The 21,384-nt window shown below is 65.3% G+C and carries 19 protein-coding genes; 4 read left to right on the forward strand and 15 right to left on the reverse strand.

Annotation, left to right across the window (positions count from 1 at the left end; translation table 11 throughout):
* Nucleotides 1–173 precede the first annotated feature (173 nt).
* Nucleotides 174–2,600 carry a membrane-bound PQQ-dependent dehydrogenase, glucose/quinate/shikimate family gene (locus WJ16_RS18585; protein ID WP_069258521.1) on the forward strand — a complete coding sequence of 809 codons (2,427 nt, stop codon included), beginning with the start codon at nt 174–176 and terminating at the stop codon, nt 2,598–2,600.
* A gap of 239 nt (nt 2,601–2,839) precedes the next feature.
* Nucleotides 2,840–3,823 carry a porin gene (locus tag WJ16_RS18590; RefSeq protein WP_418219856.1) on the forward strand — a complete coding sequence of 328 codons (984 nt, stop codon included), beginning with the start codon at nt 2,840–2,842 and terminating at the stop codon, nt 3,821–3,823.
* Nucleotides 3,824–3,992: 169 nt separating this feature from the next.
* Here WJ16_RS18590 and WJ16_RS18595 read toward each other — a convergent pair whose 3' ends face one another.
* From WJ16_RS18595 to WJ16_RS18640, 10 genes are all read right to left on the reverse strand, one after another.
* Complete coding sequence (locus tag WJ16_RS18595; RefSeq protein WP_069258522.1) at nt 3,993–4,925, reverse strand: amidohydrolase family protein; 933 nt, start codon at nt 4,923–4,925, stop codon at nt 3,993–3,995.
* A gap of 2 nt (nt 4,926–4,927) precedes the next feature.
* The gene (locus tag WJ16_RS18600; RefSeq protein ID WP_069258523.1) at nt 4,928–6,250 is read right to left on the reverse strand and encodes an MFS transporter; all 1,323 of its coding nucleotides are present in this window, start codon (nt 6,248–6,250) and stop codon (nt 4,928–4,930) included.
* A gap of 11 nt (nt 6,251–6,261) precedes the next feature.
* Complete coding sequence (locus tag WJ16_RS18605) at nt 6,262–7,500, reverse strand: MFS transporter (RefSeq protein WP_069258524.1); 1,239 nt, start codon at nt 7,498–7,500, stop codon at nt 6,262–6,264.
* Entirely contained in the window at nt 7,497–8,777 is a 1,281-nt protein-coding gene (locus tag WJ16_RS18610; protein ID WP_069258525.1) for an MFS transporter, read from the reverse strand. The genes WJ16_RS18605 and WJ16_RS18610 overlap by 4 nt, the downstream gene beginning before the upstream one ends.
* Nucleotides 8,774–9,820: an amidohydrolase family protein gene (locus tag WJ16_RS18615; RefSeq protein ID WP_069258526.1), complete on the reverse strand. Its 1,047-nt coding sequence runs from the start codon at nt 9,818–9,820 to the stop codon at nt 8,774–8,776. Before WJ16_RS18615 ends, WJ16_RS18610 begins: the two co-directional genes overlap by 4 nt.
* 10 nt (nt 9,821–9,830) lie before the next feature.
* Nucleotides 9,831–10,982, reverse strand: a complete 1,152-nt coding sequence (locus WJ16_RS18620; RefSeq protein WP_069258527.1) for a porin — start codon at nt 10,980–10,982, stop codon at nt 9,831–9,833.
* Nucleotides 10,983–11,029: 47 nt separating this feature from the next.
* A complete protein-coding gene (locus WJ16_RS18625) occupies nt 11,030–12,409 on the reverse strand; it encodes an MFS transporter (RefSeq protein WP_069258528.1) in 1,380 nt (459 codons plus the stop codon).
* A 91-nt stretch (nt 12,410–12,500) separates the two neighbouring features.
* Nucleotides 12,501–13,430 (reverse strand): SMP-30/gluconolactonase/LRE family protein, encoded by a 930-nt coding sequence (locus WJ16_RS18630; protein WP_069258529.1) that lies wholly within the window; start codon nt 13,428–13,430, stop codon nt 12,501–12,503.
* A gap of 21 nt (nt 13,431–13,451) precedes the next feature.
* Nucleotides 13,452–14,399 carry an NAD(P)-dependent oxidoreductase gene (locus WJ16_RS18635; protein WP_069258530.1) on the reverse strand — a complete coding sequence of 316 codons (948 nt, stop codon included), beginning with the start codon at nt 14,397–14,399 and terminating at the stop codon, nt 13,452–13,454.
* Nucleotides 14,399–15,097 (reverse strand): RraA family protein, encoded by a 699-nt coding sequence (locus tag WJ16_RS18640; RefSeq protein WP_069258531.1) that lies wholly within the window; start codon nt 15,095–15,097, stop codon nt 14,399–14,401. The genes WJ16_RS18635 and WJ16_RS18640 overlap by 1 nt, the downstream gene beginning before the upstream one ends.
* A 165-nt stretch (nt 15,098–15,262) precedes the next feature.
* Between WJ16_RS18640 and WJ16_RS18645 the strand changes: the two genes are divergently transcribed.
* On the forward strand, nt 15,263–15,997 hold the full coding sequence (locus tag WJ16_RS18645; RefSeq protein ID WP_069258532.1) for an IclR family transcriptional regulator: 735 nt from the start codon (nt 15,263–15,265) through the stop codon (nt 15,995–15,997).
* 115 nt (nt 15,998–16,112) lie between these two features.
* Here the strand turns inward: WJ16_RS18645 and WJ16_RS18650 are convergent, their stop codons facing one another.
* The 5 genes from WJ16_RS18650 to WJ16_RS18670 form a co-directional block, all read right to left on the reverse strand.
* Nucleotides 16,113–16,919: an alpha/beta fold hydrolase gene (locus tag WJ16_RS18650; RefSeq protein WP_069258802.1), complete on the reverse strand. Its 807-nt coding sequence runs from the start codon at nt 16,917–16,919 to the stop codon at nt 16,113–16,115.
* An 80-nt stretch (nt 16,920–16,999) separates the two neighbouring features.
* Nucleotides 17,000–18,217, reverse strand: a complete 1,218-nt coding sequence (locus tag WJ16_RS18655; protein WP_069258533.1) for a pyridoxal phosphate-dependent aminotransferase — start codon at nt 18,215–18,217, stop codon at nt 17,000–17,002.
* The gene (locus WJ16_RS18660; protein ID WP_069258534.1) at nt 18,214–18,858 is read right to left on the reverse strand and encodes an RraA family protein; all 645 of its coding nucleotides are present in this window, start codon (nt 18,856–18,858) and stop codon (nt 18,214–18,216) included. The genes WJ16_RS18655 and WJ16_RS18660 overlap by 4 nt, the downstream gene beginning before the upstream one ends.
* A 3-nt stretch (nt 18,859–18,861) precedes the next feature.
* The gene (locus WJ16_RS18665) at nt 18,862–19,542 is read right to left on the reverse strand and encodes an RraA family protein (protein WP_069258535.1); all 681 of its coding nucleotides are present in this window, start codon (nt 19,540–19,542) and stop codon (nt 18,862–18,864) included.
* 28 nt (nt 19,543–19,570) lie between these two features.
* The gene (locus WJ16_RS18670; protein WP_069258536.1) at nt 19,571–20,230 is read right to left on the reverse strand and encodes an RraA family protein; all 660 of its coding nucleotides are present in this window, start codon (nt 20,228–20,230) and stop codon (nt 19,571–19,573) included.
* 190 nt (nt 20,231–20,420) lie between these two features.
* Here WJ16_RS18670 and WJ16_RS18675 point away from each other — a divergent pair, with 190 nt between their 5' ends.
* Entirely contained in the window at nt 20,421–21,335 is a 915-nt protein-coding gene (locus tag WJ16_RS18675) for a LysR substrate-binding domain-containing protein (protein WP_069258537.1), read from the forward strand.
* The last annotated feature ends 49 nt before the right edge of the window (nt 21,336–21,384 follow it).

The raw sequence follows: 21,384 nt of genomic DNA on the forward strand, positions 1-21,384 counted from the left end.
GGTTAATTTCCTGAACTAACTCGACGTCGGGAAAGAGAAGGTTCGCCTCCGGAGCCTGTGAAGGCATGCGTGCAACGCCGCCTGTCGCTCCGGGGTGCATGCGCGGCCGCACTCCCGTGCCGCGCGCGTCTCCCCTTCGCTCCCCGCCCGGCGCAAACCGAGAGAAGACAACCATGTCCATCCAATCACATCCAGCGCCCGTTCGCGGTGCGGCCCGAATCGGGTTTGCCCTCGCCGGACTGGCCTGCGTGCTTCTAGGGATCTATTTCGCGATCGGCGGCGGCATGCTCATCGCACGCGGCGGCAGCTGGTATTACCTGCTGGCCGGGCTCGCGTTGTGCGCGACCGGCGTCCAGCTCGCGCGACGCCGCTCCAGTGCGGTCCCGATCTACCTCGTGATGCTGATCGCCACCGCGCTGTGGGCCGTGTGGGAAGCCGGCTTCGATTTCTGGCCGCTCAACACGCGGATCTTCATGTTCTCGATGATCGGCATGCTGCTCGCGGCGGTCTGGCCGCTGCTGCGCCGTGCCGAAGGCAAGGCGGCCGCCCGCGGCACGGCCTGGGGCATCGCCGCCGTGCTGCTCGCATGCAACGGCGCGTTCGTCTACGGCATGTTCGTGCCGCACGGCACGTTCGGCACCGAAGCGCCGCTCCCGGCAGCCAGCCACACCGGCACCGACGACTGGACCGCTTATGGGCGCTCCGCCGGCGGCGACCGCTTCGCGGGCGCCGCGCAGATCAATCGCGACACCGTGAAGAACCTGCAGGTCGCGTGGACGTTCCGCACCGGCGACACGCCGCTCAGCCCGGACGGCGGCGGCTCGGAAGATCAGGAAACGCCGCTGCAGGTCGGCAAGACGCTGTTCCTGTGCTCGCCGCACAACACCGTGATCGCCGTGGATGCCGCGACGGGCACGGAAAAATGGCGCCACGCGTTCCCGACCAAGACGACGGTCTGGGTGCGCTGCCGCGGCCTCGCGTACTTCGACGCCGACAAGCCGCTCGTGCAGCCGAGCGTCGCCGGCTCGACGCCGGTGTCGCCGATCGCCGCGTCCGGCGATCCGGCCATGTGCCGCCGCCGCATCTTCATGAACACGATCGACGCGAAGCTCGTCGCGCTCGATGCCGACACGGGCAAGCTGTGCGACGACTTCGGCGATCACGGCGTCATCGACTTGAAGGCCGGCCTCGGTAACGCGAAAAGCCCGCTGTACGAACTCACGTCGCCGCCGACAGTGGCGGGCACCACCGTGGTCACGGGCGGCCGGGTCGCCGACAACGTGTCGCTCGACATGCCCGGCGGCGTGATCCGCGGCTTCGACGTGATAACGGGCAAGATGAAGTGGGCATTCGATCCGGGCAATCCGGACGATCACGCCGAGCCGGCCCAAGGCAAGCTCTTCACACGCTCGACACCGAACGTGTGGGCGCCGATGACCTACGACGCGACGTCGAATACGATCTACATGCCGGTCGGCAACGCAGCGATCGACCTGTGGGGCGTCAAGCGCACCGCGCTCGACGAAAAGTACGGCGCATCGATCCTCGCGCTCGATGCGACGACGGGTGCGGAGAAGTGGCACTTCCAGACCGTGCATCACGACCTCTGGGACTACGACGTGCCGATGCAGCCGACGCTGGTCGACTTCCCGATGGAAGACGGCAAGCACGTGCCTGCGCTGATCGTCGGCACCAAGATGGGCCAGCTGTTCGTGCTCGACCGCGCGACCGGCGAGCCGCTGACGAAGGTCGTCGAGCATCCGGTCAAGACCGCGTCGATTCCGAACGAGCCGTATTCGAAGACGCAGCCGCTGTCGGTCGGCATGCCGCAGATCGGCGCCGAGGTGCTGAAGGATTCGGACATGTGGGGCGTCACGCCGATCGACCAGCTGATGTGCCGCGTGATCTTCCGCGGGATGCGCTACGACGGTCTTTTCACCGCGCCGGACACCGATCGCTCGCTCAGCTTCCCCGGCTCGCTCGGCGGGATGAACTGGGGCGGCCTGTCGTACGATCCGAACGCCGGCGTGATCTACGTGAACGACATGCGGCTCGGCCTCTGGGTCCATCTGGAGAAGGAAAAGAACCGTAGCGGCACGTCCGACGGCAACGAATCGGTGAATGCGGGCATGGGCGCGGTGCCGCTCGGCGGCACGCCGTACTCGGTGCTGAAGGACCGCTTCTTCTCGCCGCTCGGGATTCCGTGCCAGAAGCCGCCGTTCGGCAGCCTCACCGCGGTCGACCTGAAGACGCGCAGCATCGCATGGCAGGTGCCGCTCGGCACGGTGAAGGACACGCGCCTCTACGGCGTGCAGATGCACATGCCGTCACCGATCGGCATGCCCACCATCGGCGGCTCGCTCGCGACCGGCGGCGGTCTCGTGTTCTTCGCGGCGACGCAGGACTACTACCTGCGAGCGTTCGACAGCTCGACGGGCAAGGAACTGTGGAAGGCACGCCTGCCGGTGGGCAGCCAGGGCACGCCGATGAGCTACACGATCGACGGCAAGCAGTACATCGTCATCTCGGCGGGCGGTGCGCGCCAGTCGCCCGATCGCGGCGACTACGTGATCGCCTACGCATTGCCCGACAACAAGTAAGCGCGCGATCCGGCCGGATCATGCGCGGCGTGGCGCGGCGAAGGTTGCCGCGCCACGCCGCATCCGGCGCGTCATGCCGCTGCTGCGGCGCCCTCCCTGCCTCCCCCATGAGTCATTCCTGTCCCGCCTCCCGTCCCGACTGCCACGACGTCGCGTCGGGAAACGGACGACCGCGCCGGCCACGCCGGTCGGTCGCCCGCATCCGCTTCGCCGCGCATATCGGTGCGGCCGCAGCGATCGTGGCCGCGCATTCGTCGCCGGCCCACGCGCAAGGCAGCGTGACGCTGTATGGTGCGATCGACACGAGCATCGAACTCACGAATCCCGGCGCGGGCTACGTCGCGCGGATGGATTCCGGCGCGTATCGCGGTTCGCGCATCGGCATGCGCGGCGCCGAGGATATCGGCAACGGCGCCAAGATCCTGTTCGACCTCGAAAGCGGCTTCGGCTCGACTAACGGCACGCAGGCCGTCGCCAATACGGTGTTCAATCGCCAGGCATGGATCGGCGTGAGTTCGCGCTACGGCACGGTGCGGGTCGGCCGCCAGTATTCGCCGATCTATATCCCGTTCAAGGGGCAGCTCGACGCGTTCGGCGCGGGCACGATCGCGTCGGGGCTCGACAACCTGTCGAAAATCACGCCGTACGCAAGCAACGCGATCACGTATCTTTCGCCGGAAGTCCACGGCTTCTCGACCACGATCATGGCGTCGTTGCGCGACGCAACGGACGGCGACGGCAACGGCCTCGCGGGGCACATCGAGACGTTCTCGTGGCATGGCGGCCCGCTGCGCGTTTCGTACGCGCATCAGCAAACCCACGGCAGCGGCGCGCTGCGCGCCAACCTCGGCGGCGTGTCCTACGCATTCGGCCCGGTGACCGCCTTCTTGTCGTATTTCAACGGCGACGGAGGAACACCCCGATATCACAACGACGGCGTGTCGGCGTCGGCGCGCTACGCGGTGAATGCGCGCTTTCGCACGTCGCTGGGTTACACGTGGCTGCGCGACCGCTCGGGCGGCGACAACGACGTCGACCAGTTCAGCGCCGCATGCGAGTACGACGTGTCGAAGCGGATCCTGCTGTATGCGAGCGCCGCGTGGCTGCGTAACCGCGGCCACGCGTCGTTCACGCTGAAAGGCGTCAACGTGACCGGCCTCCCGCCGTCGTGGCCGGGGGCATCGGTGAGAGGCATCCAGTTCGGGATGATCGATCGGTTCTAGAAGACGAAGGCAGCGAAATCCGGCCAAGCTGGCGAAGTGGATCGAAATCGACGGCGAGGTCGACGTCCAGTTTCCGAAGATTTCATCCCCGAGATGAGCATCGCGACTTCTTGTTCGAGGATCGATTCGCGGTCCATGCGAATCAAAAAAGCGACGGTGCGATCAGCCTTCAGTTCCAGCGGTACAACTTCTCCGGATTCGTGACGAATATCATTCGTTGCCAGTCCGGACGCCCGATCCAGCCGGCGATCACGTCCAGCATGCCTGCGTCGTCCGGCTTGTCCGCCTTCTGCGTCGGGTGCGGCCAGTCGGTGCCCCAGAGCATGCGTTCCGGCGCCATGTCGATCAGCGCCTTCGCGACCGGTGCAACGTCGTCGTACGCAGGCGCGCCCGTCTTGCTGTCGACATACGGTCCCGACAACGTGATCCACGTATTGCCCTTTTCAACGAGGCGTTGCGCGGTACGAAACGCGGCCGACGCCAGCCCGCCGGGCTGCGGCACATGCGCGATATGGTCGATGACGAGCGGACAAGGCAGCGCCGCAAGATGCGGCTCCAGCTCCGGCAGCCGCGCGCCCTGAACCACCAGCTCGATATGCCATCCGAGGTTCGCGATGCGTGCGGCGAGCGGCGCCAGCATGTCGAGCGTCGTCGCGCCCGGATAGCTCAGGTTGAACCGGATCGCGCGGATACCGCCGCGATCGAGCGCCCGAAGTTCGTCGTCGCTCACGGTGCCGTCGACGACGGCCACGCCGCGCGCGTCGGCGCCGAACTGCGCGATCGCGGCCAGCGTGCAGCGATTGTCGGTCCCGTACGTCGACGGCGTCACGACCACGTTGCGCTTCACGCCGATGCGCGCCTGCACGCTCCGATATTGCGCGACGGTCGCATTCGGCGGTCGCAGCGTCGTGCCCGGCGCGACCGGGAACCGGTCGTCGTAGATGTGCATGTGACAGTCGATCGCCCCTTCGGGCAGCCGGAACGCCGGCCGCCCGGTGCCGCTCGACCACGTTTCGCCGGCGGCGGCCGGCCTCGGCAATGCAGCCGAAGCGAGCGTCGCGCCGGCGATCCGGAGGAATCCGCGTCTCGCGATGCGCGCCATGATCAGATGGTCTCCGTCTTGCCGACCAGCTTGCCGGCCGCATGATTGCGCGTGAGCAGCAACAGCGTCGCGACGCTCACGAGCGTGAGGATCGCGAGCGGCATCAACGCGAGCGCGTAGCTGCCCGTCGCCGCCTTCACCCACCCGTACACGTTCACCATCAGCCCGCCGCCGAGCAGGTTCGCGATCGCGTTGACCGTCGCGAGCCCGGCCGCCACGGTGCTGTTGGACAGCATGTCGGTGGCGAGTGCCCAGAACGGGCCCTTGAACGAATACGCGCCGACCAGCACCGCGCAGAGCATGCAGATCGTCGGCAGCAGCGATCCGCTCAGCGACGTCGCGAACAGGCCCACGCCGATCAGCAGCATCGGCACGACCGTGTGCCAGCGCCGCTCGCCGACGCGGTCCGAGCGCCGGCCCCAGTAGACCATCAGGATGGAGGCCAGCGCATACGGCACCGAGTTCAGCAGGCCGGTCTGCATGACGGTCAGGCCGAACGACTTCAGCAGCTGCGGCTGCCACACCGACAGCGTGCTGCCTGCCGCGGAAGCGCACGTGTCGACGAGCGCGAGACACAGCACGTAGCGATTGCGGAACAGTTGCGTGAGCGGCAGCGACGGCACCTTCTTGCGGGTCTTGTTGCCGGCCGCCAGCGCGCCCGAGAGCCACGCGCGCTCGTCGTCGTCGAGCCACGTCGCGTTCTCCGGCTTGTTCGTCAGCATGAACAGGCACGCGACGCCGAGCAGCACGGTCGGAATGCCTTCGAGGATGAACAGCCAGTGCCATCCACGCAGGCCCCAGACGCCGTCCATCTGCAACAGCAGCGCGGAGAGCGGCGAGCCGATGAAGCTCGCGGCCGGAATCGCGACCATGAACGTCGCGACGATCCGCGCACGATACTGCGCGGGAATCCAGTACGACAAATAAAGCAGCACGCCCGGAAAGAAGCCGGCCTCGGCCGCGCCGAGCAGAAAACGCAGCACGTAGAACGTCGTCGCGTTGTGTACGAGCGCGGTCGCCGCCGACACGATGCCCCACGTGATCATGATCCGGGCAATCCAGATCCGCGCGCCGTATTTCTGCAGCGCGAGGTTGCTCGGCACTTCGCAAAAGAAATACGAAATGAAGAACAGGCTGCTGCCGAAGCCGAAGACCTTCGCCGACATCCCGAGGTCCTCGTTCATCTGCAGCGACGCCATCCCCACGTTGCCCCGGTCGATGAAGGCAAGCAGGTAGCAGATCATCAAAAAGGGAACGAGTCGCCAGACGACCTTTCGTATGGTCCGGCGCTCGATCGCGGACGCGTCCATGAAACCCGTTTGCATGTTGTCTCCGTTTATTGTGCGCCTGAGCGCGTTCCTGTGAACCGTTGCCATGCGATGACCGCAACGACGCCGCACGCGAGCACGGACGCCATGGCGGCGAAGGTGTGTCGCACGCCGAGCGCCTCCGATGCGCTTCCGACGAGCAGGTAACCGAACGGCATCGTGCCGTTGTAGGCCATGCCGTACATCCCGACGAGCCCGCCGCGCACGTGTTCCGGACACTGGCGCTGAATGGTCGCGTTCGTCGACGTGGCCGCGAACGTGAGGCTGAAGCCGAGTGCATAGAACGCGGGAATCGATCCCGCCGCACCGGTCGTCGCGGCCAGCACGGCCAGCGCGCCGACCGCGGTCCACGGCGCGTATGCGATGAACCGGTGCGACGCGCGCGGCCCGAACGCCGACGACAGCAGCACCGCCGCACTCAACGAGCCGGCGCCGGCGCACGCGAAGAACACGCCGGTAAAGTGCGCCGCGTCGTGAAAGCCCTGGTCCGCGAGCAGCGGCACGAGCGTCTGGTAGCTGCCGGCGAACAGGCCGATGCACGCGAGAATCGGCAGATAGCGGGCCGAGAACGCATCGGACAGCACGTAGCCGACCGCGTCGCGCAGGCCGCTCTCCGCGCGCGACGGGCGGTTCGCCGACGCGGTCCGGATCGACCGCACGCACGCCGCCATGAAGCACAGCGCGAGCGCATAGATCGCAAACGACGTCCTGGGCCCGAGCGTCGGATAGACGAAGCCGGCGATGGTCGGGCCGACCATGCGCCCGACGTTGTAGACCATCGTGTTCATCGCGACCGCGTTGGAGGTGTGCGTCGTATCCTGGAGGCTCGTCAGCAGCAGCACCTGCCGCGCGGGCGTTTCGACCGCGCTCGACACGCCGATCGCCAGCGCATGCGCGAGGATCAGCTTCACGCCGAGCAGGCCGAGCAGCGACAACGTGAAGAGGCTGCCCGTGAGCAGCAGCGACGTCGTCAGCACGCAGAGCGTCACGCGGCGCGCGTTGGCCGAGCCGATGCGGGAGCCCGCCACCGGCGCGACGATCAGTTGCGGCCCGTACAGCAGAAAGTTGAGCAGCGCGAGGATCGCGCCCGAGCCGGACAGGTGATAGATCAGCAGATTGAGCGTGACGTTCTGCGTCCAGCTGCCGAGCACCGACGCGACCTGTCCGCTCAGATAGCGCCGCAGCGATGCTTCCGACAGCGCGGGAAACAGCCGGCTCACCCACCCTGCTTCAGTTGCCACGCTCATGACAGCGCCTTTCCGCGCGTTTCGGGCGCGAACAGCACGACAGCGGCCGCGGCGACGAACGCCACGATCGTCGTCGCGAGTCCGAGCACGAAGCCGTGCGGCGTCGACGCCAGCGCACCGATGACCAGCGGCGCGATGAAGCCGCCGAGCCGGCCGCCGTTGTACGCGAGGCCCATGAAGAACCCGCGCGATGCGGTATTGCCGATGATCTCCGCGAGGAACGGGCCGGCACCCGCGAAGATGCCGTTCACGCTGAACCCGGTCAGAAAGATCGCGGCCATCAGCAGCAACGGATTCGCCGACACGATGTACACGCCGACGGCCATCGCGCCGACCAGCAGGTACGCCAGAAACATCGGCCGCCGACCGAGCCGGTCGACCCATGCCGAGAACAGCAGGAACCCGGCGATCGCGCCGAACTGGAGCGCCAGCACGAACTTCAGGCTATGCACGAAGTCGAGGTGCTTCACCGTGACGAGGAACGTCGGCGTCCACGTGAATACGCCCCAGTAGAGGTACTGCAGAAAAAAGATGAAGCAGAAGGCGGTGAGCAGGCCGCGCACGTTCAGCTTCTCGTGACTTGCGTTGTCGAGCTTGCGCGCCTGCGATTTCGCGTGCCTGCGTTCGAGCCAGATCGGCGATTCCGGCGTCTTGCGCGCGACCCAGAACAGAATGAAGAACGGCGACGCACCGATCAGGAACAGCAGACGCCAGCTGTCGCCGGCCAATCCGCCATGCGCGGCACCGACGATGCCCGAGATCGCGATCGCGAGAATCGCGCCGATCGGCAAGCCCATCTGCATCAGCGCACCGCCCTTGCCGCGGCGGCTCGGATGCCAGGTCTCCGCGATGAGCGCCGCGCCGGCGGTCCAGGTTCCGCCCATGCCGAGCGCGCCGAAAAAGCGCAGCGCGGCAAACCAGTGCGCGTCGGGCGCAAACGCGATCAGGCCGGAGAACAGCGAGTAGATGCCGACGCACAGCAGCGCGGTGCGCACGCGCCCGATCCGGTCCGACACGAAGCCGAACAGAATGCCGCCGACGATCTGGCCGGCCGCCGTTACGCTCGTGAAAATGCCGAGCTGCGCCTTGCTCAATCCGAACTGCAGCGCGAGCGTCGGCAGCAGCAGCGAAAGCAGGAACGAATCGTAGCTCTCGAACGTCCAGCCGAGCCCCGCGAGCGACAGCGAACGCCACTCGATACCGGTCACGCGCGTGAGCGCTTTTTCCGCGGCCGCGGACGCCCTCTCCTGCGTCGCTACGGTTGCACTCGTCTTCATGGATTGTCTCCGGGAATCGCGATGCGATACGTCGATGCGGCCGTGCGGCTGAACAGTGCGGCCTTTTCATCGGCCGACATCGCGGACGCAAGTCGTTTGAAGGCGTTCCACAGCACGCGATAGCCGAACATCCCCTTGTCGACGGGGAAGTTGCTCTCGAACATGCAGCGATCGACGCCGAAAAGTTCGACGCAGGTGTCGAAACAGGGCTGCCACGCCGCGGCCAGTTCCTGCGACGACGGCGGCAGCGCGCGCGCGGCGAAGTCGAAACCGAACACGGTCATGCCCGCGCCGCCGAGCTTCATGCGCGTGTTCGGCAGCGCGGCGAGACGCTCGAGTTGCCGCTTCCATTGCGCATGCACTTCGGCACGCCGGCCGGCATGCGGACCCACGCCGACCGGGCCGCCGAAATGGTCGATGACGACGATGACGTGCTCGCATGCGCGCGCGAGTTCGTACAGGTCGTCGAGCTGCGTGTGATAGACCCACGCGTCCAGCGACAGCCCGTAGCAGCCAAGCGTCGTCACGCCCTGCCGGAAAGCCGGATCCGACATCCGGTCGCGCGGCGGCGTCACCGGGCTCGATCGCACGTCGGGGCTCGCATGCCACGCGAGCGGATTGCGGATTCCGCGCAATCGCCCGCCGGACACCTGCAGCATCGTGTCGAGCACCGCGTCGAGTTCCGCGCCGAGCGACAGATCGGCGCCGCCGACGATGGCCTCGCAGCATCGCGCGGGGCCGTACGCGCCGCTGTCGAACATCGCGGCGATGCCGCTCGCGAATTGCACTTCGCCGACCGGCTTGAACGCGTCGGGCCCGCTCGCGCGCAACATCGATCGACACTGCACGTAGACCGTCGACACGACCCGATGCCCGCTATGCACGTCCGCGCCGAACTCGTCCGCGAGATAGCGCCCGGTCTGGCGGTCCCACAGGTGATGGTGGGCGTCGACGATGGCCAGCTCGGGTTCGAGCACGGGCTCGTCGCGCAATGCGAGCCACTCGGGCCTGACGGGCAGATGGGGCGCATGAACGGTCTGCATCGCACTCGCCTCAGAACTTCTGGCGCATGCCGATCACCACGCCCGTCTGGTTGTGATCGGGTGCGACCGTGCCGTAGCCGTTCACGCCCAGCGCGGAGCCGCCCTTGTTGCGCGCGAAAGCCGCCGTCGCGTAGATATCGGTGCGCTTCGACAGCAGATAGTCCGCACAGAGCACGGCAAGCCATGGATCGGCACTGGTCGAATGCACGTCCTGGTAATAGGCCGTTGCCGTGACCACGAACGCCGGCGACACCGTGTATTGCGCGCCGGCCCAGTACAGGTTCGCCGCGCTGGCTTCGGCGCCGTTCCCGACACGGATCGGATTCGCCGGCAGGAACGCGTTCGACGCACGCAGGAAGCGATAACCGGCGAATCCCTTCACCGGTCCGATCGCATACGACGCGGCGGCCGTGGCGCGCCGCTCGGTGCCCGTGTTCGTCGCGACGGTGTTGCTGTTGCGCTGCTCGTACGACACGCTCGCGGCGAGCGGCCCTTGCGCGAAACTCAACGCCCCGCTGAAGAAGCGGCCGGTGAGTTGCGCGCCCGGCACCTCGGCGCCGTATCCGGTATCGTAGCGGGTGCTATACATGGCCTGCGCCGTCAGCGGACCGAACACGCCGGTGTACTTCGCCGAATTGTCGATCCGCGCGGCCGCCGCGTAGTCGAGCGACAGCACCGAGTATCGCGACGACGCGCCCATCGGGTCGAAGGCCACGGCCTGTTCGTAGAAGAGCGAGTTCTGGCGGCCGAACGTCAGTTGCTGACCTCGGTACGACAGCCCGACCCACGCCTGCCGCCCGAAAATTCTCGACGTCGTGGCGGCGTTCGAACCGAGGCCTTTCGTCGACTGCGCAGTCGTGCCGTCATTGACGTTGAAGCCGCTCTCCAGCTGGAAAATGGCCTTCATGCCGCCGCCGAGATCCTCGACGCCCTTCAGTCCCCAGCGCGAACCGGACAGGTTGCCCGACGCTTCGCGCGTCTGCGCGCCGCCGGTACTCGTGTTGTTGATGTGCTCGATGCCGACGTCGACGATGCCGTACAGCGTGACGCTGCTTTGCGCATGCGCGGCACCGCACCACAAGGTCGCGCTCGCGACGGTGACGGCGCCCAGCACGAAACGGGATGACGGGAGGGCATTCTGGCGGGCCTGATTCGACAACATGGAGTCTCCAAACTGTTTTTTTGTGGGTAGATCCGACGAACGAAAATTCATGGCTCGCGGGCGGCAGGCGCTTCGCCGGCGCCCGAGCCCGGATCGCCGAGCCACGCGATGGTCAACGCGCCGAGCAGCAGCACACTCGACACGGCGATGAGCGGCGCGGTGAAGCCGCCGGAAAATTGCTTGAGCGCACCGATCATCGACGGCCCGACGAAGCCGCCGAGATTGCCGACCGACACGATCAGCGCGAGTCCGCCCGCGGCGGCCCGGCCGGTGAGGAATCCGGACGGAATCGCCCAGTACGTCGCCTGGAACGCGAGGACCCCGCTCACCGTGACGCACAGTGCGATCAGCTTGAAAGCCGGCGCATGAATGAAGGCGCTCGCGCACAACGCGACGGCGGCGATGGCCAGCGCACCGGCAACGTACGGAATGCGGTTGGCCGCGCGATTGGCGAGACGCGCCCACCAGAGCATCGCGACGGCGCCGATCGCATACGGAATGGCCGTCAGCCAGCCGACCACCGCGTGTTCGACGCCGAACTGCTTGATGATCTGCGGCATCCACAAGCCGACGCCAAGCGAGCCGACGATCCCGCAGAAGTTGACGAACGCGAGCACGAACACGCGCCAGTTCGTCATCGCGTCGCGCAGGTTGCTGCCGTGCTTCGCACCGATGTCGCGCTGCTCGAACGCAAGTCGCTTCGCGAGCGATGCCTTCTCTTCGTCACTGAGCCATGCAGCTTTCTCGGGACGGTCGGCCAGCACGAACAGGCACGCGATGCCGAGCAGCACCGCAGGGATGCCTTCGATCAGCAGCAGCCACTGCCAGCTGCGCAGCCCATGCAGGCCGCCGAATTCGAGCAGCGCACCGGAAATCGGCGAGCCGATCATGTTCGCGACGGGAATGCCGACGAGGAAGGCGGCCGTCACCTTCGCCCGCCACTTGCCGGGAAACCAGTGCGTGAAATACAGGTAGATGCCGGGCGTGAACCCCGCCTCGGCGAGCCCGAGCATAAAACGCGCAGCCGCAAAGCTCTTCGGCCCGACGACGAACGCCGTCGCCATCGAGAACAGGCCCCACGTGATCATGATTCTCGCGATCCACACGCGCGCCCCGACCTTCTGCATGATCAGGTTGCTCGGGATCTCGAACAGGAAGTAGCCGATGAAGAAGAGGCCGGCGCCCAAACCGAACTGCTCGGCCGTGAGACCGAGATCCTTGTTCATCGTGAGCGCGGCAAAACCGACGTTGGTTCTGTCGAGATAGCTGATCACGTAGCAGGCGAAGATGAACGGCAGAATGCGCCGGAACGCCTTGGCGAGCGTGCGCTCGCTGGCCGCGTAATCGTCGCCGGCCAGGCGCTCCGCGCTTGGCGCGTCGGCGCGCGGTGCGTCGTCGCCGGCATGCAGCGCGTGCGAAATGGTCATGCTTGTCTCCTTCGTCGCGCGGCTGGCGGCGCGATCTTTCGGCAGGCGGGCGGGAAGCCGGCGAGCGGCTTCCCGGTTCGGCTCGTGGGTCTCAGTCCTTCTTAGCGGCCTGTTTCGGCAGCGGACCGGCAATGGCCATCTCCGCTTTCAGGACCGAACCGGACGTCGATTCGGTGATGAAAAGCGTCTTCATGTCCGGGCCGCCGAAGCACACGCTCGTGAGCGACGCCCCTTTCGGTCCGGTCAGGATCTCGACGGGCTCCGCGCAGTGATTGAGCACCCACACGCGGCCGAGCCCCGGATTCGCGACGAACAGGCGGCCTTCGAGATCGACGGTGAGGCCGTCGGGGCCGCTCGGTCCGTAGGACGTGAAGAACTGGCTGACCTTGGTGACCGACCCGTCGGCCTGCAGCGGCATGCGCCACACGGCATTGCCGCGCGTCATCGCGACGAACAGCACCTTCTCGTCGCGCGACAGGACGAGCCCGTTCGGGCTCGGGCAGGTGCCAAGCAGCATGTCGAGCTTGCCGTCGGGCGACAGCCGATACACGCGGCCCGTCGGATCGTGCAGCCCGGTCTGCCCCTGGTCGGTGAAGTAGATGTTGCCGGCCGAGTCGAACGTCAGGTCGTTCACGCCCTTGAAGCGCTCGGTGTTGCGGCGCTCGAGATACGGACGAACTTCACCGCGCTCGATATCGAGCAGCATCAGGCCGTTCCGGTAGTCGGTGATGATCAGGTGCGATGCGTCGAAGCGCTTCATCCCGTTGGGTTCGCCGTCGTATTCGACGACGAGATCCCAGTCGCCCGACGGCGAAATGCGGAAGATGCGCCCGTGCGGAATGTCGGTCACGAACAGATAGCCGTCCGGATCCCACACCGGCCCTTCGAGAAAGGAATCCGTGACCATGCCGCCGCGGTTCGCGCGCGCCCATTCCGTGCGAACGTCCGGCTTGCGAAACTTCTCCGGCATGCGCGTGAACACTTCAGCTTCGCGCACTTCGGGACTCGTCAGATAAAACATGCATACCTCGATGTTCGGGGTTCAGGCCGCGCTGTGCGCGCGTTCGTCGAGCGCCGCGAGAATGTTGGCGGCGGCGCCCTTCCCCATGTTCACGTACGCGGCGTCGCTCACGCCGCCGATATGCGGAGACAGAATCACGTTGGGGATCTGCTGGAACGGGTGCGGCACCGTCATCGGCTCGACGTCGAAGCTGTCGAGCCCGGCCGCGCGCAACTGGCCGCTCGCCAGCGCGTCGGCGAGCGCGGCTTCGTCAATCAACCCGCCGCGTGCGGTATTGACGAGAATCGCGCCGCGCCTGAAACGCGCGAGCGCGTCGCGGTTGAGCATCCGGCGGTTGTCGGCCGTCAACGGACAATGCAGCGACACGAAGTCCGACTCCGCGTACAGCGTGTCGAGCGGCACCCGCTTCACACCGGCAGGCGCTTCCTTCGCGAACGGATCGAACGCGAGTACCTTCATGCCGAACGCCGTGCCGATCGCGGCCACGCGCCGGCCGATCGCGCCGAGGCCGACGAGGCCAAGCGTGCGTCCGTCGAGTTCGACCGACTTGTGCGTCGACTTGTCCCAATGGCCTTCGCGCATGCGGATATCGAGCTGCGGAACCGACTTCGCACAGGCGAGCAGCAGCGCCCATGCGTGCTCGGCGACGGCGGCCGCATTCGCGCCGACCGCGGCGCGCACCGCGATGCCGCGTGCGGCGGCAGCGTCCTGGTCGATCACGTCGATGCCGCTGCCGTGCTTCGAAATCACCTGCAGGTTTTCGGCGGCGTCCATGATGCGTTCGTTGATCTTGCCGTACCGGACGATGATCGCGACCGGCTTGTGCTGGGTGCAGAGCGCCGCGATGTCGTCTTCGGTCGGTTGCTTGCCGGCGAACACGACGTCGAACTGCGCCAGCATGTCGAGCGCTTGCGGCGCGAGGTCGGCGGCGGTCACGAGAATGACGGGTTTATGCGAACCGGCCTGCATCAGAGTGCCTCGCCTTCGGCCAGCATCCCCACTGCGCGCAGTTCCTTCTCGATCCAGCCCGGACGAACGTCGCCCTTGTGGATCGCGGCGATACGCGCGGTTTCGGCGTCGAGTTTTTTCTGCGCAAGCTCGACGATGCGCGCGACGTCAGCGCGCGGAATGACGACGACGCCGTCGGTGTCGCCGACCACCAGGTCGCCCGGATTGACCGCGGTGCCGCCCAGCGAGATCGGCGCATTCACGCGCCCTGCCACGCTTTTGGTCGGGCCGCACGGATTGAGGCCGGCCGAGAAGACCGGATAGTCGCCGTTGGCCAGTTCGTGTGCGTCGCGCACCGCGCCGTCGATAACGATGCCGGCGATACCGCTCGCCTTCGCCTGCGTCGCCATGATTTCGCCGAGCAGCGCGCACGAGATGTCGCCCTTGCCGTCGACCACGACGACGTCGCCCGGCTTCGCGACGGCAAGCGCCGCATGGATCGCCAGGTTGTCGCCCACACGGACTTCGACCGTGACTGCGGGGCCGGCAACCTTCATCTTCGGCGACAGCGGCCGCACGCGGCCATGCACCGTGCCGCGGCGGCCGGCGACATCGGCCAGGATCGCGGCTTGAAAGCGCGCGGCGGCCTGGACGAGTTCGGGAGACACGCGCTCGATGTCGCGATTGATCGGAGAAGGGCTGACGGATGGCTGGCTCATGATTCGACCTCGGGTTGGATGTTGTACTCTGTACAACGATGGTGTACGTAGTGAAATCACTATAACCAGAGGACATACGTCATGGCACTGGCGTTTACCCTTTTACGTGGCAAACCAGCGTTTTACTCTGTACAATTCCCTGAGAGTGTCGACGGGAGAGAAAGAATGGGAAATGACGGCGTGGTTGCTGTGGAAAAGGCGCTTTCGCTGCTGGACTGCTTCAAGCCCGGCGCCGAATCGCAATCGCTCGCGATGCTGTCGCAGGCATCCGGCATGCACAAGACGACGGTCTATCGGCTGATGAACTCGCTGGAGCGAATGGGCTATGTCGTGCGCGCGCAGTCCGGCAACTATTCGCTCGGACATCGCGTGCTGTACCTCGGCAAGCTGTACGAGCAGTCCTTCCATCTGTCGACGGTGGTGGAACCGGCGCTGCATGCGCTGGCCGCGCTGACGAAGGAAAGCGCATCGTACTACGTGCACGACAACGGTCAGCGGCTTTGCCTGTTTCGGGCCGAGCCGTCCGAAGGGCTACGTGAAACGCGGCTCGCGGGGACGATACTGCCGCTCGACGACACGGCCATCAGCCAGGTGATCCGTTACTGGGGACTCGACGAGCCGATCTATGACGAGCCGCCTGCACTGCCGATGTTCACCGCCGGCGCGCGCGATGTCCATACGGCGGCGTTCGCAACGCCTGTCTTCGGTGTCGGCGACAAGTTCATGGCAGCCCTCACTCTTTCGGGACCCGCATCGCGTCTGAGTTCGGCCCACGAAACGGGTGAGCTGGATCGCCTGCAGCTGGATGCGGCTGCCGATCTGTCCCGCCGGCTCGGCGCGAGTTCGGCATTCTGCGAAAGGTTCTACGGCAGATCGACACCAGCTTCGTCCGCACGATAGCCGTCGCAGCATGCCATTGCGCGGTGCAATGACGGATATTCCCGGCGCACATCTGCCGCACCGTGTGCCTTGGCTGCCTCGATCACATCCCGAAACACCGCGAACCGCTGTTGTTTCAGCTTGATCGGTTTTGAAATGCTGCAATCGCCTCCCACATCGACACCGGATTCGAATACATCGGAAAATGTCCGCAATCCGGGATTTCGGCCAGTTCAACGCCGTTCTCTTGTATGTGCTTCAGATAGGAAAGCGATGCATTCTGCTCGCCGTACATAAACATCCGAGGCATCGGCAGACCGAGGAACTTCGCCATAAGGTCACCGTTATCCGACAGATCGACCATCGATCGAAAGATCCCGCCGACGGCTTCGGCGCGAACCTTGTGACGTAGACTCGCCGAGTAAAGCGCGCTCGCATAGGCGGGCGAGTGCAGCGTCCGTTCGATAAAGTCGTCGAAGAACAGTTGCGCGTCGTCCCGTGCATGGTCGACGATCTGTCGGCTGAGAAAGCAATCTTCCGGGGCGATGTTTCCTTCGATATCGACAAAGCTCAGAACACGCTCCGGTTGCTGGTGTGCGAGCATCAACGAGGTCAGGCCGCCCATCGAATGCCCGATTAGATGAAACCGATCGAAACCGATATGGCCCAGAACAGCCCGCGCAGTTTTCACCAGAAACGGGATATTGATCTGCGACAGATCGGCACAACGGGTCTCGCCGCACCCCGGTGCGTCGTATGCAATGAACGGATGCCCGTCAAATGCGGCATGACGCACGATGTCGGCATAGTCCTCTTTCGTGGAACCGAAGCCGTGCAGGAACACGATCGGTGCTTTTTTTCCGTCGCGATGAATGGCCGAAACGTCCAGCACCGTGCCGTCGACGTTGAATCGAAACTGCGACCGGGTAAATTCACGAGTCATCTCAATCACCTTGCACCAATATCGCCGCGGCGCGGGCTCGATTCACTGAAGGTAACCGGGCCCGCGCACTGCGACTACGTTCAATCCGCCAGCGTCGCGCAGAAATCCCGAATGGCAGCGCAAGCGCGCGCCAGGGACTTGTCGTCAAGCGCATATGCGATGCGAATGTAAGGCCCGAGCCCGAACGCGCTGCCATGCACCGTGGCGACACCAGCGTCGTCGAGCAACGCATTGACCACTGTCTCGTCGCTGTCGAGCAGTACGCCCGCACGCGTCGTCTTGCCGATCAGGTCTTCACATGACGCAAATACGTAGAACGCGCCCTGCGGTACCGCGCAATGCAGGCCCGGCGCTTCGGCGAGCTGTTCAATGACCAGATCACGCCGGCGCTGGAATGCGATGCGCGAGCGCTGGATGAAGTCTTGCGGCCCCGTCAATGCCGCGACGGCGGCATGCTGCGATATGGTCGATGCGCCCGACGTCTGCTGCCCTTGCAGCTTCTCCATCGCTTCGATCAACCAGCCGGGACCGGTGCCGAAGCCGATGCGCCAGCCCGTCATCGCATAGGCTTTGGATACGCCGTTCATCGTCAGCACGCGATCGCGTAGACGCGGTTCGACCTGGGCGAGCGTACAAAACTCGATGCCGTCGAAAATCAAATGCTCGTAGATGTCATCGGAGAGCACCAGCACCCCCGGGTGCGCGAGCAACACCTCCGCCAATGCCAGCAGTTCCGCACGGCTGTAGACCGCGCCTGTCGGGTTCGACGGCGAATTCAGAATCAGCCAGCGCGTACGCTGCGTGATCGCCGCTTGCAGCGCGTCTGCCGAAAGCTTGAAACCGCTTTCCGCCCCGCATGGAACGATCACTGACTTCGCGCCGCAGAGTTGCACGATTTCAGGGTAGCTGACCCAATACGGCGCCGGCACCACCACCTCGTCGCCCTCGTTAAGCGTGGCTGCCAATGCATTGAAGATCACTTGCTTGCCACCATTGCACACGAGCGTGTCGCGCCATTCGACATTCAGGCCGTTCTCGCGCTGAAACTTCGCGGCAATGGCCTCGCGCAGCGCGCGCAACCCCGCCACCTGCGTGTAGCGCGTATGGCCCGCCCGGATCGCGGCGATGCCGGCTTCGCGAATGTGTTCCGGAGTATCGAAATCCGGCTCGCCGGCGCTCAGCGAAATCGCCGCCGCACCGCTGGCGCGCCGCGCGGCCACCCGATCCATCACCATATAGGTGGCCGACGGACGGGCTTCGGCCAGGAAGCGATTCAGAACGTCTGCCGATACGGTCATTGCGCCGCCCTCCAGCTGGTGAGCCCCATCAGTTCCAGCGTGCTGCGGCCTTCACGCAACGCATTCATCATCTTCGCTTCCTTGTCGGCACGGATCTGCCCCTGAGCGAGCGTCCCCTCGACGTGCGCCGCCGGAATGACGAGGACACCGTCGTCGTCGGCAACGACCAGATCCCCGGGCGCCACCGGCGTGCCGGCAAAGCTGATCGGCTGCCCGACCGACGGTGCGCTGGCCTTGATCGTGCCGCGCATGCAGATGCCGCGGGCAAACACGGGAAACCGCCGATTGATCAGGGCCGCGATGTCACGCACGCCTCCGTCGATGACCAGACCGACGACGCCGGCAGCTTCGGCCGCCACGGTCAGCACTTCGCCCCAGTAGCCCGACACGAAACCGCCGGTCGACACGACGAGCACGCTCCCCCTCGGCACCTGTTCCATCGCGATGTGGATAGACAGGTTGTCGCCGGGGGAACATTCGAGCGGATACGCAGGCCCGGCAATCGAGGCCCCCCGCCATACCGTGCGAATCGCGGGATCGACCGAGCTAGTGGCGAGACCGGACGCTTCGTGCAGCGTCGATGTACCAAGCGTGCACGCTTGCGCCAGCAGAAGCGGGTCGTACGAACGAGCGTGGGTCATGACTCAGTCCTTGGTTTGAAGTGTGTGATAGCCCAGTGCGGCGCGCGCGTCACCGAGAGACTTGCCTTCCGCGATCTGCTCACGGATGCGCAGCTCGACTTCCTCGATCTTGCGGGCGATTTCGGCTACTTCGCGGGCGCGGCCGCGCGGCACGACGACGACGCCGTTCGCGTCTGCCACCACGATGTCCCGCGCTGCAACGCGCACGGTTCCAATCCCCACCGTGGTATTCACCGATTCGACCTGCACGCGGTCCTTGCCTGTCCGCATGAAGCGACCAGCCGTGAATAGCGGATAGTTGTCGGCCAGCGCCTTGTTCACGTCGCGGCAGACACCGTCGATCACGGTGCCGGCGATCTCGCGCAGCCCGGCGTACTGGGTCATGATGTCGCCCCAGACCGTGCAATCGGTGCGACCGTCGTTGTCGATCACGACTACGTCGCCTTCAGCGACGTCATCAATGAAGTCCCCCACGGTGCCGGGCGGATTGCTGGCCGGCACGTACTTGACGGTGAATGCCGGCCCTACGACGACCTTCGTATAGTTCGCCAGCGGCATGATGCCGAGCGACTGCCCGTGCAAGCCCAATTTGTCCATCGCATCGGAGACACCGGGGGTGTTCAGCCCGGCGAACAACGACACCCATTCCCGATCTTCCGCGCTCGTCCTGTTCGGATTTTTCATATGAAAACGCTCCCCGAATGGTGTCGAATCAGCGGGCCGCGATGGCCTCGAATTCCTTGTCGTGCATGACCTCGGCAACGGAGCGGCCTGCGCGCACGGCGGCGACCATCCCATCCTGCCGACGCGCAATGCGCTCGCCGAAATCCAGCACCTCGTCGATACGCGCTGCCGGTACAAACACCGTGCCGCAGCGGTCGGCAATGACGTAGTCCCCGTCGAGCACGGTGACGCCCGCCATCTGGACTGCTTTGCCCGAGTCGACCTGGATCACGCGATTGCGCGCGCTGATCATCGTCACGCCACGGCCGTAGACCGGGTAGCCGATCGACTCGCTGCCCTCGATGTCGCGGCTCAGGCCGTCGATCACCGACCCGCGGATTTGTTTCGCCGTGGCGGCATTGGCCAGGATGTCGCCCCAGCAGGAAATTCCGTCGGCACCGCCGGCGATCACCAACACTCGGTCGGTCGTGGTCACCGCGTCGATGACAGGCGAGATCAAATGCACGGTAGGCCCGGCATCCACTTTCGGGCCGAGCTGAATCGTACTCGCGCGACCGACGATCTTCGGGCAGTCCCACAGCGGGCGAAGGCCGTAAGTCGCCCCCGGGAGATCGAGAAAATCGAGCGCATCGGAAACGGTGTTGGTGTCGAGCGCGGCAAGGCGATCGAGGATGGAGGTGAAGTTCATCGCGGTAGCGTTCGTTGACAGGTGTCACAATCGTCGCGTTGCCACGTTGATCTGTAAATTTCTAATTTCGTATCTGCCTGATACCATTTTCGGATCAGCGAAAAACAGTGCTGTGGGGCCACGCAGGCGGAAAATATCCGCCTTCGGCACATCTGGTCTATCGCCGAACATCGAGGACGGAGATACCCGCATGAGCAATACAATCGACTTCAGGCTAATTCGCCAGCTGTGGATGTTCCTGGCCGTCGCCGAAGAACAGCACTTCGGACGAGCGGCGAAACGCTTGAACGTATCTCAGCCGCCATTGACGGCCCAGATAAAGATTCTCGAGCAATCGCTAGGGCTTCAGCTTTTTTATCGCTCCCGCCAGGGCACGCAGCTCAGCCCCGCTGGCGCCGCGATCCTGCCTGCCGTACGACAATTCACGAGTCAGGTCGAACGGCTGGAGCGCGTCGTCCGTGAGGTCGCATCAGGACGGTCCGGTGTCCTGCACGTGGGAGCCATTACGTCCGCGATGCTGGAAACCGTCCCGCCGCTGCTGGACGAGCTCAAGCGCGCGTATCCGGACCTGACGGTCTTCGTGAAGGAAATTGACAGCGTCGACGCAATTCCCGCACTCGAAGCGGGAGAGCTTGACCTCGCATTCGTGCGCGTCGACAAGGAAATCGGAAACGGCATCCTGACGATGCCGCTTGCCGAAGATCGCCTGGCCGTCGCGCTTCCCAAAGATCACGCGCTTGCGTCCTTGCCGAGAGTACGATTGCGATCCTTGGCGGGTGAGCAAATGGTCGTTTCCTCGCGACAGGTCGCCCCGGACTATTTCGACTTGCTGATGTCCGTTTGCCGATCTCACGGGTTGGCACCGCGTGTCATGCATGAGGTCCGATCGATTACGTCGCAGGTGGCCTACGTCGGTTGCGGACAGGGGGTTGCCCTGGTGCCGTCGTCAATGCGCAAGCTGGTACCCGGAAACGTCGTCGTGAGACCCTTGAAAGAAAGGGTGATGGTGGTGACGGCGGCACTGGTATGGAACTCGAACCGCTACCACCCGATGGTCGACGAAGTCGTTGCTTCGTTGAAAAAGCAGGCGACCCGCCGCCTCTGAACCATCTGCGTGCCAGTGACCTGCCCGGATGCTTCGACTGCAATGTTCA

It is taken from the genome of Burkholderia metallica, assembly GCF_001718555.1.
Lineage (GTDB): Bacteria > Pseudomonadota > Gammaproteobacteria > Burkholderiales > Burkholderiaceae > Burkholderia > Burkholderia metallica.

What these genes read in the sequence shown, in the direction of transcription:
- WJ16_RS18605 (WP_069258524.1), bottom strand. Translation starts at nt 7,500, where the DNA reads ATGAGCGTGGCAACTGAAGCAGGGTGGGTGAGCCGGCTGTTTCCCGCG.
- WJ16_RS18665 (WP_069258535.1), bottom strand. Translation starts at nt 19,542, where the DNA reads ATGAAAAATCCGAACAGGACGAGCGCGGAAGATCGGGAATGGGTGTCG.
- WJ16_RS18600 (WP_069258523.1), bottom strand. Translation starts at nt 6,250, where the DNA reads ATGCAAACGGGTTTCATGGACGCGTCCGCGATCGAGCGCCGGACCATA.
- WJ16_RS18650 (WP_069258802.1), bottom strand. Translation starts at nt 16,919, where the DNA reads ATGACTCGTGAATTTACCCGGTCGCAGTTTCGATTCAACGTCGACGGC.
- WJ16_RS18625 (WP_069258528.1), bottom strand. Translation starts at nt 12,409, where the DNA reads ATGACCATTTCGCACGCGCTGCATGCCGGCGACGACGCACCGCGCGCC.
- WJ16_RS18615 (WP_069258526.1), bottom strand. Translation starts at nt 9,820, where the DNA reads ATGCAGACCGTTCATGCGCCCCATCTGCCCGTCAGGCCCGAGTGGCTC.
- WJ16_RS18675 (WP_069258537.1), top strand. Translation starts at nt 20,421, where the DNA reads ATGAGCAATACAATCGACTTCAGGCTAATTCGCCAGCTGTGGATGTTC.
- WJ16_RS18640 (WP_069258531.1), bottom strand. Translation starts at nt 15,097, where the DNA reads ATGAGCCAGCCATCCGTCAGCCCTTCTCCGATCAATCGCGACATCGAG.
- WJ16_RS18670 (WP_069258536.1), bottom strand. Translation starts at nt 20,230, where the DNA reads ATGAACTTCACCTCCATCCTCGATCGCCTTGCCGCGCTCGACACCAAC.
- WJ16_RS18655 (WP_069258533.1), bottom strand. Translation starts at nt 18,217, where the DNA reads ATGACCGTATCGGCAGACGTTCTGAATCGCTTCCTGGCCGAAGCCCGT.
- WJ16_RS18610 (WP_069258525.1), bottom strand. Translation starts at nt 8,777, where the DNA reads ATGAAGACGAGTGCAACCGTAGCGACGCAGGAGAGGGCGTCCGCGGCC.
- WJ16_RS18660 (WP_069258534.1), bottom strand. Translation starts at nt 18,858, where the DNA reads ATGACCCACGCTCGTTCGTACGACCCGCTTCTGCTGGCGCAAGCGTGC.
- WJ16_RS18630 (WP_069258529.1), bottom strand. Translation starts at nt 13,430, where the DNA reads ATGTTTTATCTGACGAGTCCCGAAGTGCGCGAAGCTGAAGTGTTCACG.
- WJ16_RS18635 (WP_069258530.1), bottom strand. Translation starts at nt 14,399, where the DNA reads ATGCAGGCCGGTTCGCATAAACCCGTCATTCTCGTGACCGCCGCCGAC.
- WJ16_RS18595 (WP_069258522.1), bottom strand. Translation starts at nt 4,925, where the DNA reads ATGGCGCGCATCGCGAGACGCGGATTCCTCCGGATCGCCGGCGCGACG.
- WJ16_RS18585 (WP_069258521.1), top strand. Translation starts at nt 174, where the DNA reads ATGTCCATCCAATCACATCCAGCGCCCGTTCGCGGTGCGGCCCGAATC.
- WJ16_RS18620 (WP_069258527.1), bottom strand. Translation starts at nt 10,982, where the DNA reads ATGTTGTCGAATCAGGCCCGCCAGAATGCCCTCCCGTCATCCCGTTTC.
- WJ16_RS18645 (WP_069258532.1), top strand. Translation starts at nt 15,263, where the DNA reads ATGGGAAATGACGGCGTGGTTGCTGTGGAAAAGGCGCTTTCGCTGCTG.